We start from the raw sequence: 14277 nt of genomic DNA, 5'->3' as shown, positions 1-14277 counted from the left end.
CACCGGATAACGTGAACGTCCGGATCAAGAGAAGTACAGGAGGCGCTGCAGGCTATGGAAAACTGGTTCAAGCTGAAGGAACGCGGCACGACGGTGTCGACCGAATTAATGGCGGGGATCACGACGTTTTTAACGATGGTCTATATTGTCATTGTAAACCCGGGCATTCTGAGCGAAGCCGGCATGGATTTTCACGGCGTATTCATCGCGACGGTGCTTGCGAGCATTACCGCTACGCTGATTATGGGCGTATTCGCGAATTATCCGATCGTTATCGCGCCGGGCATGGGGCTCAACGCTTATTTTGCGTTCAGCGTCGTCGGCGGAAGCGGCATATCGTGGCAGGTTGCTCTTGGCGCCGTATTTGTGTCCGGGGTATTGTTCACCCTGCTGTCGCTCACTAAGTTTCGCTACATGCTGCTTGATGCGATCCCGACGAGCCTGAAGCATGCCATCACGGCGGGCATCGGCTTGTTCATTACCTTTATCGGACTGCAAAATGCCAAGATCATCGTGGACTCTCCGGCAACGCTGCTGACGCTGGGCGATTTGTCCGCGCCGATTACGCTGCTTACGATCGTCGGCCTCATCATTTCGCTTATTCTAATGGCCTATCGCGTACGCGGGTTTCTATTCGTCGGCATGATCATAACGGCCATTATCGCATGGATGACCGGGCAGCTGCATTTTCCGGGCACGATCATGTCTCTGCCTAGCGGGTTAAACGCCACGGCATTTCAGTTGGATATCGGCAGCGTGTTCACGCAAGGGCTGTACTCGGTTATATTTACCTTCCTGTTAATCACGCTATTCGATACGACTGGCACGATGCTCGGCGTGGCGGAGCAAGCAGGCCTGCTTAAGGACAATAAATTTCCGCGATCCCAAGGCGCTTTGCTGGCGGACGCGGTCGGCACAACGGCCGGCGCGCTGCTCGGAACCAGCCCGACGTCGGCATATATCGAGTCGAGCGCAGGCGTCGCGATCGGGGGCCGGACAGGCCTTACCGCCGTGGTGGTCAGCGTGCTGCTGGCGGTTACGCTCTTCTTCTCGCCGGTCGTGTCCGTGCTTGCCGGCATTCCGGCCATCACGGCTCCGGCGCTGATCATTGTCGGCTTCCTGATGCTGGACGTGCTTCGGAAGATCGAATGGAATGACATTGAGGAGGCGTTCCCGGCATTCCTCATCGTCGTCCTGATGCCGCTCACTTACAGCATCGCAACGGGCATCGGCATCGGCTTCATCGTTTATCCGATACTGAAGCTCATTCGCGGCAAGATCAAGGACGTTCATCCGATCTTCTATTTGTTCGCCGTGCTGTTCTTTATTCAAATTGTGTTTTTCAGCCATTAGTTACTAAAGGATTAGCAAATTCAATACAAATAACTTCGGAAATCCGGAAAAGATTTAACATTCTCTTGCTATATTTACGAAGCAGCTTAGAAATGCAGCCACCGCGTTGCTGGACTCGGCGATTTGGTTCGTTCAGACATCCTCGCACATACCATCTCCGCCTGCGCCTTGTCCACCTGCGTGGCGGCTGCAACTTACTGCCCTCATAATAAAGGGGCAGGCTTGAATTATGGCACTATAGAAGCGGCTCTCTTCGGGAGCCGCTTCTATTGCGTTGTGATGGGGGACTATGGTACATCGACTGCCTTAATGCGTATAATGATAGTTACGGACAACAAGTAGGCGTTACTTGCGCATGATTGACGAAACTTTGGTTAAAGAAGGTGTGGAAGTGGCAAAGCAGAAGTTTTATGTCGTCTGGGTAGGGCGGAAACCGGGCGTATACACGAACTGGGGCGATTGCCAAGCGCAGACGAGCGGGTTTGAGGACGCCAAGTTCAAATCTTATGAAACCCGGGCCGCAGCCGAAGAGGCTTTCCAAGGCGGCTGGAAGAAGTACTGGGGACAAGGAAGCGGCAGCGCGGGCGATGCCCGAAAAGGTGGTTATGCGCGCAAGAGCGCCGCAGCGGATGCCGGCGGAGGGGAAATCGATTACGACAGCATCTCTGTCGATGTCGGAACAAGCGGCAATCCCGGCCCCGTGGAATACAAGGGCGTGGATACGCGCACAGGCGAAGTCATCTTCGCCGTAGGCCCGGTTTCTAAAGGAACGAACAACCTCGGCGAGTTTCTCGCCATCGTGCACGGGCTGGCCTATTTAAAAAAGCTGGGCAGCAACAAGACGGTTTACAGCGACTCCGTGAACGCGCTCAAATGGGTCAAGCAAAAGGCGGTATCGACTACGCTTCCGAGAGACAAGTCGACGGAAGAAATTTGGGGCATGGTCGACCGTGCGGTAAAGTGGCTGCAAACGAACACGTACTCGAACAAAGTGCTCAAATGGCAGACGAAAGAGTGGGGCGAAATCAAGGCGGATTACGGGCGCAAATAAGCTCCGGCCCGTCTAAGGAAGGTTAAGGTGCCACCGTCATGGCGTTCCAGGAATTGACCGAGCAGCAATGGCTGAGCGAAAGCAAAGCGGAGCATGAAAGGGAAGCCCTCTTCTTCTTTACGCCGCTTTGCGGGACGTGCAAGCTCGCGCTGCGCATGCTTGAGATTGCGGAAGCGGCCGGCATTGCGGTGCCGGTTCGTACAATGAATATCAACTTCGCGCCGGCTTTGCGGGAGAAGTGGCGCATCGCGAGCGTACCTTGCCTCGTGCTGCTGCGGGGCGGAGAACCGGTCCGCTTCGAATATGCGATGCGCTCCGTGGATGATCTATATCGACTGCTTCAATAACGTTCTTTCCATTCGGGAAGAGCGTTTTTTTGCGGAATGGCTTGCTTGATTTGAGAATTTATGGTTGACAGAGGACAGGCGCGGGAGTAGGATAGGTGCCATGTCAGACAAGTAAACCGTTTTCATTCTACTCATTGGGAGCGTGCATCGTGTACAACTTTAATGGTTTGGATTTGGGAATCGGAAATTTGGCGAGATTATCGAACGCGAAGACAAGATCGATCAGCCCTGAAAATTTTACGGGCGAGCCGGGCAAGGGCGGCATGGCTTCGGAAGGCACAGGCGCAAACTGCGCGCGTGATTTGGGGGTTGGCTGGAAAGTATCGCCGTCGGTCGAAATCGCGCCCGGCGAAACATTGACGATGGGCGAAATTGCCGGACCCGGCGCAATTCAACATATTTGGCTCACCTGCTTCCCCGGCTCGTGGCGCAATTTGATTTTCCGCATCTACTGGGATAATGAAGAGACGCCTTCCGTGGAAGTGCCGGTCGGCGACTTCTTCTGCAACGGCTGGCAGGAGCGCTGCAACGTGAACTCCTTCCCGGTTGCGGTAAATCCGGCGGGCGGCATGAACAGCTATTGGCAAATGCCTTTCCGCGGCAGCGCGCGTTTGACGATGGAGAACACGTCGAAATCGGACAAGACCGTACTTTATTATCAAATCGACTACACGCTGACGGAAGTGCCGGAGGACATGGCTTATTTCCACGCGCAGTGGAGAAGAAGCAATCCTGTCGCCTACAAGGATGTTCATACGTTAGTTGACGGCATTAAAGGTAAAGGCCATTACGTCGGCACGTACCTCGCTTGGCAAGTGAACAACACCGGCTGGTGGGGCGAAGGCGAAATCAAGTTTTACATGGACGGCGACAGTGAATTTCCGACGATCTGCGGAACGGGGACGGAGGATTACTTCGGCGGAGCTTGGAACTGGGAGCATCCGCAAGGCCAATACGGCGTGTACTCGACGCCATTCCTCGGCATGCACCAGGTGATTAAGCCGGACGGCTTGTACCGCAGCCAGACGCGCTTCGGCATGTACCGCTGGCATGTGCAGGATCCGATCCGTTTCGAATCGGAGCTGCGCGTGACGATTCAGGACTTGGGCTGGCGCTCCGGAGGCCGTTATCTGCCGCAGCAAAGCGATATCGCTTCTACGACCTTCTGGTATCAAGCGGAGCCGCATGCGCCGTTCCCGACGCTGCCGGGCAATGACGAGCGCGAAGTGATTTAGCGATAGTTCGCAAGGAAGGAAAGCCGGCCTATGATGGGTCGGCTTCTTTCTTGTGGTATGATAAATTCATCCTAATCTTTGGAAGAGCAGGTGGTACCTATACCTTCACGAATGTCTAAAGCATGGTCATGGAAGTGGATCGCGGTTGTTGCCGGGTATGCGGTCTTAATGGCCGTTTATGCATGGTACACGTCGCCCAATAATGTACCCGAGTCGTATGTCGGGACGGCTGCCGATCCGGCTACTTTCTTCAGCGCGGAGCAGCTAAAGGACAGCGCGGTGCTGAACGCGATGCGCAATTGGATCTTTTTTATAAGCGGGCCGTGGGAGTGGCTCATCTATATCTTCCTGCTGTTCGGCGGCCTCGCCCGCTTTTGGCGGGATGCGCTTGAACGCCGGGGGCTGCCGCTGATCGTGCGTTTTCCGATCTTCGTGCTGCTCGTCGATGCGGCTTCGTTCCTCTTATACCTGCCGCTTCGCGTGCTCGGATACAGCTTGTCAAAGTCGTACGGCATCTCGACGCAGCCGGTATCGGGATGGATCCGGGACAAGCTGGTCGCTTTCGGGATCGGGTATGTGACGCTGCTTGCCGTCTCCGCTGTCGCGTTCTGGATCCTGTCGCGCAAAGGCAGGTGGTGGCTGAAGCTGTGGCTCATCTCGGTGCCGTTCACGGTGTTTATGATGTACGTGCAGCCGGTCGTCATCGACCCGCTGTACAATACGTTCACCAGGATGTCCAATCCGCAGCTGGAGGAGCGGATATTGGAACTGGCCGCCAAAGCGGACATTCCTGCGGATCGCGTTTATGAAGCGAACATGTCGACCAAGACAAACGCGATCAATGCGTACGTTACGGGAATCGGCTCGTCCTTGCGCATCGTGCTGTGGGATACGACGCTGAAGCAGTTGACGGAGCAGGAGATTTTGCTCATTATGGCGCATGAGATGGGGCATTATGTCATGCACCATCTGGAATGGAGCGCGCTTGGCGCCGTGGGCTCTTCGCTTGCCGTCATCGTGATCGGAGGATGGCTGTATACGTGGAGCATTCGGCGCTACGGGGCGCGCATCGGCATTCGCAGCCGCTCCGATATGACGGCGCTGCCGCTGCTGCTGCTGATCGTCGCCATGCTGTCCTTCGCGTCGCTGCCGGTCAGCAACATGATCTCGCGAGGAGCGGAATCGGCCGCCGATGCATATGCGATGGAGCTGCTGGAGAGCGCGGACGGCTCCATCTCGATGCAGCAGAAGACGGCGGTCATTACGCTGAGCGACATCAATCCGCCGCTGCTCGTGCGCTGGTTCCGGGATACGCACCCGAGCGATCTGGAACGGATCGCCGCGGCGATGAAGTTCGAGCGGGAGCATAAAGGGGAAGGGGCGCATGAGTAGTCATTCCGCGAAGGGACCGGTATCGATTTACTTGCTGAGCGGACTGGCTACAGCGCCGGAATTCATGGAGAGCTTCCGGGCTGCGCTGCATGCGCTACTGGCCAGGGAAGGGCATGAGGTTACGGCGTCGGAGCTGCTGTTTCCTTACGGCGATTGGAGCCGAAACGTTGTTAAGCAAGTGTGCGAGATCGGTCTCGATATGCGGGTAAGTCCGGAGCGGGCAGTCCGTTCTATTGGAGGCCGCCGTGCCGTTGCCGCCATTGCGGAGAGCCGGATGCGGCGCGGCTGGCAGGGCGGCCGGACGATTCTGGTCGGCCACAGCGGCGGCGGCGTCGCCGCCGTGCATGCCGCGAATCTGCTTCAAGAGCAGGACGGCGGGCCGCCGAGCCCGGTCGTCATGATCGGCTCGCCGCGCTGCCGCATCCCGAAGGAGCTTCGGCCGTCGGTGCTGTTCGTTCATGCGGTCGGCGACTCGCCGCGCGCCGTAATCGCGGATGCGATCTGCCGGCTGGGCACCTTCGGCGGCTGGGGCGGTTTTCGCGCGGGGAAGCTGTGGCAGCATGACAAGCACGGGCCAGCCGGGGCTTGCGGCGTGCCGATTATCGGCGGGCATGCGGATTATTTTCGCGAGCACGCGCCTTACATGAACGAGATGGGCTTGTCCAACGGGTGGCTGACGCTGCAGGCGGTTTGGAGCTGGCTGAACGAAAAAATCTAGCAAATAGGTTGCTGTATGCGCGTAATTTTGCTATTTTGCATATTAGAAACAAACAGCCAAGGAGGAACTGGGACGCATGTTGATTGGAGCGGTTGAAGCAGGGGGTACCAAGTTTGTTTGCGGGATCGGTAACGAGAAGGGCGAGATTCTGGATCGGGTGAGCTTTCCGACGGAGCAGCCGGAGAAGACGCTGGCGAACGTCATTGCCTATTTTCGCGATAAGAAAGTGGAAGCGATCGGGGTCGGCTCCTTCGGCCCGATTAATATTGATTCGGCGAGCCCGCTATACGGCTATGTGACCACGACGCCGAAGCCGGGTTGGGGCAACTATCCGTTCTTGCCGGAGCTTCGCAAGGTATTCGACGTGCCGATGGGCTGGGATACGGACGTGAACGCTGCTGCGCTCGGAGAAGCGACATGGGGCGCGGCGGCCGGCCTGGACAGCTGCCTTTACTACACGATCGGTACCGGTGTCGGCGTCGGCGTGTACGCGGAAGGCCAGCTTGTTCACGGACTCGTTCATCCGGAAGGCGGACATGTGCTGACGCGCCGTCATCCGGAGGATGCGTACGAAGGCTTCTGCCCGTATCACGGCGATTGCTTGGAAGGCATGGCGGCTGGCCCTGCGCTGGAGGGCCGCTGGAAGGTGAAGGGAAGCGAGCTCGCGCCGGATCATCCGGCTTGGGCAATGGAAGCTTTCTATATCGGACAAGCGGTTTCGAGCGCGATTCTGCTCTTGTCGCCGAAGCGCGTCATTCTGGGCGGCGGCGTGATGCACCAGGAGCATCTCTTCCCGCTGATCCGCGAAGAGGTGCGCAAGAATTTGAACGGGTACGTCAGCGCGGAAGCCGTCCTGGACGGCATCGACGCCTACATCGTTCCGCCGGGCCTCGGCGACAACGCCGGTCTTAGCGGCGCATTGGCGCTCGGGCTGCGCGCGCTCGGCACGTTGTAAAATAAGCAGAAAACCCCGCGTCGGATGGACGTGGGGTTTTTGTTGCGTCGGTGATCAACGTGCTTTTTTGCTCAAAATTGCAGTATTTAAGGAAGCTAACGAACTCCAGTAACTCTATTCGGAGCGTGGTGCGCCTAGTCGCCCGTTTGACGGGCAAATAACGCCGCTGGAATTCATTAGCTGCGTTAAAAAACCGAATTCTTGCAAATAAGCAAGATACGATTCATTAGCGTAAGAAGGCGAGCGGCGGCCGGTACGGGGCGCGTACTCCGGTTTTAGCTGCGTATATGCCGCGTGCTACTCGTTCAACGAGCGTACGTAGTTCAGGGCATCGCTAGACAGCGCTTCCCACTTGTCGGCGTGCTGCGGCGGCACTTGGATCCAGCCGTTCATCTTCTTGCCGGGGGCTGGCTCGAACATGCCCGCACCCTCCAAGGCTGCGGCGCCGTTGTCCGTCGGCAGCTTGAACACCATACTGCCGCGGTGGTACATGGCGAACGCCTTCTTGCCGATTTTCAAACATTTGGCGCCGAACATGCTGCCTTTCACGACCGCGTCGCTCGTCACGAGCTGGTCGCCGATTTCAATATATTTCTGCTCAAACTCCGACATGACCATCTCTCCTAATCGTTCGCTTCCCGTTTATAGAGCTAACGTAGCACACCGGTTTATGGGCGTCAAATCTGGGTGCAATCATGAAAATGAAGGGCATAAGGCGACATCAATTTCGAATGGCCGGGGTATACTCACTACAAGTCTAATAACCAAAAAAGTCCAGCTTCAAGAGGGAGGGATTAGGTTGAACCGAAATTTGCCTCAGTCCGTTCCGTTCGGCTACGAGCCGCCGGCGGAACGGCTAAAAGGCACGATGATTGTCTATGATTCCTTTCAGCAGCTGTCGAACGGAGAGCTCTCGTTTGCGGTCGAAACGGCGGAGAAGCTTCGTTTTGCCAAGCTGGTCCTGTACCCGCTGCATGAGGAAACGATCAGGCGAATGACAAAGGAGACCGTGCTTCCTTACCATAAACGGCTGGATCGGCTTCATGATTGGAAGCGGTCGGTTGAGGCGGAACAGGGGGATATCGGCGGACTGTCGATAATGGTGGAGGGATTCGAGGGAAAACGGAAGAAGTACACGCCGATCGATTCGGCGCTGCGTCATTTGGCGGATACCTATCCTTCGCCGTATTTTCTGTATCTAACTCCGGAGATGGCGAACTTATTCGCGTCCTACTCTTCCTTCGAGGAGTGGATCGTGAAGCTCAGACTGGTGCTTGCGCAAATGCCATCCGGTCTGCACCCCAAGCTGGAGCAATACCGCCACCGCTGGGATGTGGCGCTCGACAGTTGACCGCATGCCAAAAAAGCCGTCGCTTGCCTCGTGCTCGCGGCTTCTTTTTTTTGCAGGCTTGCGCTTGTTACGCGGCGGATTTACGCGGCTCTGCAGATGACGGGGCGCTGCGGTCGGCGATGGCACGAAGCTCCTGAAGCAGGACGTTCAGTTCCTGGCGAAGCTCGCCTAGCTCTCTGCTGCAGCGGGCTTGAAGCTTATTCAGCTCTTTCTCGGACAGCTGGTTCTGTTTCACTTGGTAGATCAGCTTAGTGGTCATCGTTTCGCTATCGCACAGCCTGTTGGCGTAGACGATGCTGGAGGTTGTAGGCATAGGGGGGCTCCTTTATTTAAGTTAAGCCCAGTATAGCGGCCAAGTATTAAGGGAAGATGTGAAGAATGTAACCGCTTTGTAATCCAATTGGGGAAGGTGCCCTGCAACTGTCTGCCTCGCAATCGCGTCTGAGGAATCAGAGATAGAAAAGCATCATATAGGGAGTCAATTTGATAAGGCGGTGAAGATGATGGCAAGGAAAGGAAAGCTGGCGAAGCTGGCAGCGGCGATGCTGCTCTGTGCATCACTTCTTATACCAGGGGCTGCAGGCGCAGCGGCTGCTTCGGGCAGCGTTGCGGCGGCGGGCTGCGGAACCGGCGTTCACGGGTTAAGCTTATTAGCGATGAAGGACACGGGCTCGCCGCGTATGCAAGCGGTCCAGTTTCTAAGCGGCACGGTCGGACGCGCTGCCGGCAATGGATTTATGGTCGGCACGTCGGACGGAGGCTGCCATTGGCAGGCGATTTACAATACCGGTAAACTGAGCTTCAGCCAGATGGAGTTTTTGACGAATTCGGTCGGCTATGTGCTCGCGAAGACGAGCGCGGAGAAGCAGAATACGCTGTTAAAGACGACCAACGGAGGCAAAACCTATACGTGGGTGCCGACGGGGCAGTACGGCTTTGACCGCATTGATTTTATCAATGAGCAGACAGGCTTCGGCTTTACGCGCGCGTTCACGTTCAAGACGACGAACGGCGGCAAGACTTGGACGAAGATGGCGACGCCGCCGAATTCGCGCTACGTCCATTTCATCACGGAGAGCAAGGGCTGGGACATCACCGTTCTGCCGGCGGGGGGCTACATCGTGAAGCGTACCGTTGACGGCGGCCTGCACTGGACCGATTCGCTCAAGGTGAACGCAGATGTCAACATCGGCGGAGCGATCTACGGTACGGACAGCGCGGATGTATGGGTGCTGCTATACGGCGGTTCCGGCATGTCTCAGACGTCCTATTCGCTGTACCATACGACGGATGCCGGAGCGCATTGGAAGCAGGTCGTCTCGAAGCCCACGGCGGGAGGAGGACCGGCGCCGGGGCCGGCCGTACCCGCGGGCAAACTCCCCGGACCTGCCGGAAGACCAAGCGATATGGCGGTTATCGGAAGCAAAGCGGCGTTCCTCGTTGCAGGCAGCGGCGCGCTCGATAAGCTGCAGTTCGGCAGGTCATTGGACGATGGCCGTACATGGAGCAATCTGGCTGGCGGGCCTTCGGGCAATGAAGGCAAGCTGTCGTTCGTATCCGAGACGACCGGCTATTTGGCGGTAACGGGCTTCTCGGACTCGGGCGTCTACAAGACGGCTGACGGCGGGAAGACGTGGAAGAACGTATTTTTGCTGCCGGAAAGCAACTAGGGGGTTCTTTGTCCGTGCCGCTGGCTGTATAATAGAGGCAAAAAAGAGGCGGTGGACGCGCACAATGATTCACCATGAAGGGATCCATCATGTCAGCTTGATCGTGACCGATATCGAGCGGGCGAAGGCGTTCTATACAGATTTGATCGGGCTGCAGGAGATTCAGCGGCCGGCGTTCGATTTTCCGGGCGCCTGGTTCGCGGTCGGCAGCGGCGGCCAGCAGCTGCACTTGCTTGTGCATGACGGCGAGACGAAGCGCAGCCGGGGCATCGATTCGCGGGACGGCCATTTTGCCATCCGCGTGACCGACTTCGATGCGACGATCGCATGGCTGACCGAATGCGGCATCGAGCATCGGCACAACCGTAACAGCATTACGGGCTTCGCCCAAATTTTCCTGCTCGACCCCGATCGCAACATCATTGAGCTGAATGCGGCGCGGTAAGGAACTTTCGAAATAAATGAGTGAAGGGACCGTTGCGGCGGTTGATCGCAAACGAGAAATGGCGCCACAGACATGAGATCTGTGACGCCATTTTTTTCATTTTCGAGGGATTCCAAAGGCTTTAATGTCTTATTGAAGAATCCCTTTTGGGACAGCCCCTTCTTGCTATTCCGTCATAAGCAGCTCCGTGATTTCCTCCGCCGTCAGGGCCGACAACGCCTCCTGGCCAGGCTGGATCACCTCGTCGATGAGATGCTTCTTGCGCTGCTGGAGCTCGTACATTTTATCCTCGACCGTCCCTTCGGCGACGAGCCGAATTACTTGTACAACCTTCTTCTGGCCGATCCGGTGGGCGCGGTCGGCAGCTTGCTGCTCCACCGCTGGGTTCCACCAGAGGTCGTAGAGTATGACGGTGTCGGCGCCGGTCAGATTGAGCCCGGTGCCCCCGGCTTTGAGCGAGATGAGAAACAGTTCCCGCTCGCCGTCGTTAAAACGTCCGCTCAGCTCGACGCGTTCGGCGGAAGGCGTACTGCCGTCCAAATAGAAGTACGAGATGCCGCGCCGTGAAAGCTCACGCCTAATGATGCTAAGCATTTCGACGAATTGGGAGAAGACAAGCACGCGTTTGCCCGCTTCCCGGCACTCGTCGATCAGTTCCAGCAGCTGTTCGAGCTTGGCGGAGCTGCCGCTGTAGTCTTCGATGAATAGAGCAGGGTGGCAGCACAGCTGGCGCAGCCGGGTCAATCCCGCCAAGATGCGGATCCGGTTCCGGTGCAGCGTGTCTTTGTTGAGATGCTTAAGCGTCTCTTCACGCAGCTTGGCGAGGTAAGCGGCGTACAGCTTCTTCTGCTCGGGGAGCAGCTTCGACGCCTGCGTGGACTCGATTTTCTCGGGCAGCTCCTTCAGCACGTCGGTCTTCACGCGGCGCAGCAGGAAGGGCCTGGAACGCTTCGCTACCGTCTCGCGCTTCAGCTCGCCGAATTCGCGCCGGGCCGGAAACAGCCCCTGGCATACCGCGCCGAAGATCGACCACAGATCCTCTAGCCGGTTCTCGATCGGCGTGCCCGTAAGCGCGAAGCGATAGCGGGCGTCAAGCAGCTTGACGCTTTGCGCCGTCTGGGTCGTGTCGTTCTTGAAGGTTTGCGCTTCATCGAGCATGAGCGTGTGAAAGGACATCGCGGCGTAAGCTTCGATATCGCGCCGCAACAGCGGATAAGACGTAATGATGACATCAAGCGCGGAGCTGCCGCGCAGAATGGTGTCCCGCTCCTGCTTTGTGCCGTCGGCAATCGCGACGCGCATCGAAGGGGCGAACTTGCGCAGCTCATTGCGCCAGTTATAGGTGATGGAGGCTGGGGCCACGATAAGCGCGGGAAGGTGCTCTTCCCGGATATTCGGCAGGAACGCAAGCAGAAACGCGATGGCCTGCACCGTTTTGCCAAGGCCCATATCGTCCGCCAAAATGCCGCCGAATCCGTAACGGGCAAGCGTCCGCATCCACTGATAGCCGTAAACCTGATAATCCCGCAGTACGCCGGATAGTCCGGCAGGCAGCTCGAAGTCCAGATTGTCCGGGTTGCGCAGGTTTTCGAGCAGTTGCCGCAGCGGCTTGTCCAGTTTAACCGCGCTGCCCTGCCTCGGCGTATCCATCAGATGAAGGCCGCGGAAGAGCGGGATGGCAATGCCGGAGTCGCGCAAATCCTTCAGCGTGAACCGGCATTCGTTGATCATGCGGATGATCTCCTGCATCGCTTCGCTCTCGAGCGGCATCAGCGCTCCGGTCGGCAGCCGGTGATATTTTCGCTTCTCCTCGATCGACTTCAGCAGCTTGCGAATTTCCGCTTCCGGAATGCCTTCGATGTCGAATTTAAAATCTAGCCAGTTCGTCCGTTCGTTAAACTGCACCTTCACGATCGGCGGGACGCTTCCCGTATGAATGCGCGTCCGCACGGCGGAGGTGGCATGTACGGTCAGCAGCTTCTCCAGCTGCGGAACGACATGATAGAGGAAGTGATACTCGCTTTCCTCATCGCCCAGGAAATAACCGGCCTCCGTCTTGGCGAAGGAGGCCCCCTCCATCAGCGCGAGAATCTGGCGCTCCCGTTCGCCGTCGCGGATCAGGATCGGACCGTTGGTGCGGCCTTCGCTCTCTGTCTCCAGCGGATTAATGACCAGGTCGCCGTAATGGAACTCCAGCCCCGCGAGCAGCCTGTCGCGGATACGGTCAAGAAATAGCTTGGCTTTCAGCGGGCGTTGCGTGACCCGGCTCGATACCTCCTCCGCAATGTGAACGGCGCCCAGCTTCAACAGCTCCGGCACGACGCGCTCCATGAAGGGCTCGATCTGCTCCGGCAAAATCGGAATTTGCGGCAGCCCCGTTCCCGACCCCGAACGTTCCTGCAGCTGCTGTAACTCCGCAAGCCGGCGGCAGGCTGCCGGCGGCAGCTCCATCAGCTTGCCCTCGGCGAGCACAAGCCCATAGGCCTCGATAAAGAGCATGCGTTCCAAGCCGTCCGCATGCATGCGGTACCCGTCGCCGCTGCCGGCATCTAGCTGTCCGAGCTCGAATCGAAGCGGAATCCGCTCCTCGGACAAGGCAATGCCGGGATACGCGATGTCGTTCAGCTCCAGTACGGTGGAAGGCGCTCCGGCAAGCGCGGCAAGAAGAGGCTTCCAAGCCTCCGGCGGGATCGGCAGCATCCGTTCTCCGCTGAGCGGCGCGGCGTGCATGGCATAGACGCCGGACGTTTCCCGGTACAAGCGCTCCAGCCGCACAATCCCTAAAAGCTGCTTCAACACCTCTGCATCCGGAGCTAGGAAACAGTGCTGGAGAGGGTCGTAAGCGAATGCCTTGGAGATTGAGAAGGGTTGAGCTAGATTCGCTTCCAGATGCTCGAGATAAGCCCGCAACTGCTGCACGACGGCCTGCCGTTTGACGCCGAGCTTCAGCTCGATGCCGAGCAGCCGCTTGCCGCCGCCATAGGCGAACGGCTTGCAGACGAACGTCGCAGCTAACGGCCCGCGCGTATCGAAGCGCGTCTGCGCGATGCTTGCCGGCTTCCGTGCGGCGGCAGGATCGAACAGCGCCAGCAGTTCGCGGGCGATCTCGCTGCTGCCGGCCGAACTAGCGGGAGCGTCGCGGGGCGCATCCGGCGCGCGGCCTGCCTGCTGCGCGTCGAGCAGCAGCAGCAGGACGGCCGCGATATGGGAACAGTACTTGTCATACGAGGATAACGAGGGACATGTGCATTTGGCGAGGACGTCGCCGTCATCGTCGAAACGAACGGTGGCCTCGAAGGTCTCCTGCAGCTTAACGGCAGCTACGCACCGGCCGGCATCCCGGTCGTATTCGATGACCGACACTTTGCCGCTGCGGAAGGCGGCATCTCCCTTTCTATAAGAAAGCTGGCCGCACATGGAAAGAATAGCGGTCTGCGTCAGACGATTGCTCACGTGAAGAACTCCTTTCTATCGGCCAATTGGCCTTATTGTCCGATAGACGCTGCTATCAGCATCATCATAACCGTTATGATCCTCGCAGCACCAGCCCTTCGCAAATGGGAGCCACATTAGTGGTAAATGGGGGGTGAGAAAGAGGGCAGTAGGAGCACCACATTGGCGGAAACCCGATGATTTCATGGAAAGAAGAGCCCTGGGAGCACCACATTGGCGGAAACCCGGTGATTTCATGGAAAGAAGTGCTCTAGGAGCACCACATTGGCGGAAACCCGGCGATTTCATGGAAAGAAGTGCTCTAGGA

The 14277-nt window shown here is 57.7% G+C and carries 13 protein-coding genes; 10 read left to right on the top strand and 3 right to left on the bottom strand.

Going from position 1 to position 14277, the window contains the following annotated elements:
* Positions 1-54: 54 nt before the first annotated feature.
* The 7 genes from DL346_RS21690 (at position 55) to DL346_RS21660 (ending at position 7051) form a co-directional block, all read left to right on the top strand.
* Positions 55-1353, top strand: coding sequence for an NCS2 family permease (locus tag DL346_RS21690; RefSeq protein WP_112884452.1), 1299 nt, complete (start codon positions 55-57; stop codon positions 1351-1353).
* 391 nt (positions 1354-1744) lie between these two features.
* Positions 1745-2404: a ribonuclease H gene (rnhA, locus tag DL346_RS21685; RefSeq protein WP_112884670.1), complete on the top strand. Its 660-nt coding sequence runs from the start codon at positions 1745-1747 to the stop codon at positions 2402-2404.
* 38 nt (positions 2405-2442) lie between these two features.
* Complete coding sequence (locus DL346_RS21680) at positions 2443-2751, top strand: thioredoxin family protein (RefSeq protein ID WP_112884451.1); 309 nt, start codon at positions 2443-2445, stop codon at positions 2749-2751.
* Positions 2752-2900: 149 nt separating this feature from the next.
* Positions 2901-3986 (top strand): glycoside hydrolase family 172 protein, encoded by a 1086-nt coding sequence (locus tag DL346_RS21675; RefSeq protein ID WP_112884450.1) that lies wholly within the window; start codon positions 2901-2903, stop codon positions 3984-3986.
* A gap of 111 nt (positions 3987-4097) precedes the next feature.
* A complete protein-coding gene (locus DL346_RS21670; RefSeq protein ID WP_112884449.1) occupies positions 4098-5378 on the top strand; it encodes a M48 family metallopeptidase in 1281 nt (426 codons plus the stop codon).
* Positions 5371-6096 carry an alpha/beta hydrolase family protein gene (locus DL346_RS21665; RefSeq protein ID WP_112884448.1) on the top strand — a complete coding sequence of 242 codons (726 nt, stop codon included), beginning with the start codon at positions 5371-5373 and terminating at the stop codon, positions 6094-6096. The genes DL346_RS21670 and DL346_RS21665 overlap by 8 nt, the downstream gene beginning before the upstream one ends.
* Before the next feature lie 76 nt (positions 6097-6172).
* Positions 6173-7051, top strand: coding sequence for an ROK family protein (locus tag DL346_RS21660; protein ID WP_112884447.1), 879 nt, complete (start codon positions 6173-6175; stop codon positions 7049-7051).
* Between the two features lie 297 nt (positions 7052-7348).
* Here the strand turns inward: DL346_RS21660 and DL346_RS21655 are convergent, their stop codons facing one another.
* Positions 7349-7663, bottom strand: a complete 315-nt coding sequence (locus tag DL346_RS21655) for an MmcQ/YjbR family DNA-binding protein (protein ID WP_165822619.1) — start codon at positions 7661-7663, stop codon at positions 7349-7351.
* A 187-nt stretch (positions 7664-7850) separates the two neighbouring features.
* Between DL346_RS21655 and DL346_RS21650 the strand changes: the two genes are divergently transcribed.
* Positions 7851-8402 (top strand): hypothetical protein, encoded by a 552-nt coding sequence (locus tag DL346_RS21650; protein ID WP_112884445.1) that lies wholly within the window; start codon positions 7851-7853, stop codon positions 8400-8402.
* Positions 8403-8469: 67 nt separating this feature from the next.
* Here the strand turns inward: DL346_RS21650 and DL346_RS21645 are convergent, their stop codons facing one another.
* Positions 8470-8715 (bottom strand): hypothetical protein, encoded by a 246-nt coding sequence (locus tag DL346_RS21645; RefSeq protein ID WP_112884444.1) that lies wholly within the window; start codon positions 8713-8715, stop codon positions 8470-8472.
* Positions 8716-8902: 187 nt separating this feature from the next.
* Here DL346_RS21645 and DL346_RS21640 point away from each other — a divergent pair, with 187 nt between their 5' ends.
* The gene (locus DL346_RS21640) at positions 8903-10072 is read left to right on the top strand and encodes a WD40/YVTN/BNR-like repeat-containing protein (protein ID WP_133257556.1); all 1170 of its coding nucleotides are present in this window, start codon (positions 8903-8905) and stop codon (positions 10070-10072) included.
* Positions 10073-10136: 64 nt separating this feature from the next.
* The gene (locus DL346_RS21635) at positions 10137-10517 is read left to right on the top strand and encodes a VOC family protein (RefSeq protein ID WP_112884442.1); all 381 of its coding nucleotides are present in this window, start codon (positions 10137-10139) and stop codon (positions 10515-10517) included.
* A 165-nt stretch (positions 10518-10682) separates the two neighbouring features.
* Here DL346_RS21635 and DL346_RS21630 read toward each other — a convergent pair whose 3' ends face one another.
* Positions 10683-13970, bottom strand: a complete 3288-nt coding sequence (locus DL346_RS21630) for a DEAD/DEAH box helicase (protein WP_112884441.1) — start codon at positions 13968-13970, stop codon at positions 10683-10685.
* Positions 13971-14277 lie beyond the last annotated feature (307 nt).

The sequence above is a fragment of the Paenibacillus montanisoli genome (assembly GCF_003268025.1).
Taxonomy (GTDB): domain Bacteria; phylum Bacillota; class Bacilli; order Paenibacillales; family Paenibacillaceae; genus Paenibacillus_Z; species Paenibacillus_Z montanisoli.
Note: the sequence above shows the minus strand (reverse complement) of the source record. Positions and strands in the feature narration are given on the sequence as shown.

Bases quoted from the DNA above. Each gene is read 5' to 3' on its own strand.
- DL346_RS21645 (WP_112884444.1), bottom strand. From the start codon at position 8,715: ATGCCTACAACCTCCAGCATCGTCTACGCCAACAGGCTGTGCGATAGC.
- DL346_RS21690 (WP_112884452.1), top strand. From the start codon at position 55: ATGGAAAACTGGTTCAAGCTGAAGGAACGCGGCACGACGGTGTCGACC.
- DL346_RS21640 (WP_133257556.1), top strand. From the start codon at position 8,903: ATGATGGCAAGGAAAGGAAAGCTGGCGAAGCTGGCAGCGGCGATGCTG.
- DL346_RS21655 (WP_165822619.1), bottom strand. From the start codon at position 7,663: ATGTCGGAGTTTGAGCAGAAATATATTGAAATCGGCGACCAGCTCGTG.
- DL346_RS21670 (WP_112884449.1), top strand. From the start codon at position 4,098: ATGTCTAAAGCATGGTCATGGAAGTGGATCGCGGTTGTTGCCGGGTAT.
- DL346_RS21635 (WP_112884442.1), top strand. From the start codon at position 10,137: ATGATTCACCATGAAGGGATCCATCATGTCAGCTTGATCGTGACCGAT.
- DL346_RS21680 (WP_112884451.1), top strand. From the start codon at position 2,443: ATGGCGTTCCAGGAATTGACCGAGCAGCAATGGCTGAGCGAAAGCAAA.
- DL346_RS21665 (WP_112884448.1), top strand. From the start codon at position 5,371: ATGAGTAGTCATTCCGCGAAGGGACCGGTATCGATTTACTTGCTGAGC.
- DL346_RS21660 (WP_112884447.1), top strand. From the start codon at position 6,173: ATGTTGATTGGAGCGGTTGAAGCAGGGGGTACCAAGTTTGTTTGCGGG.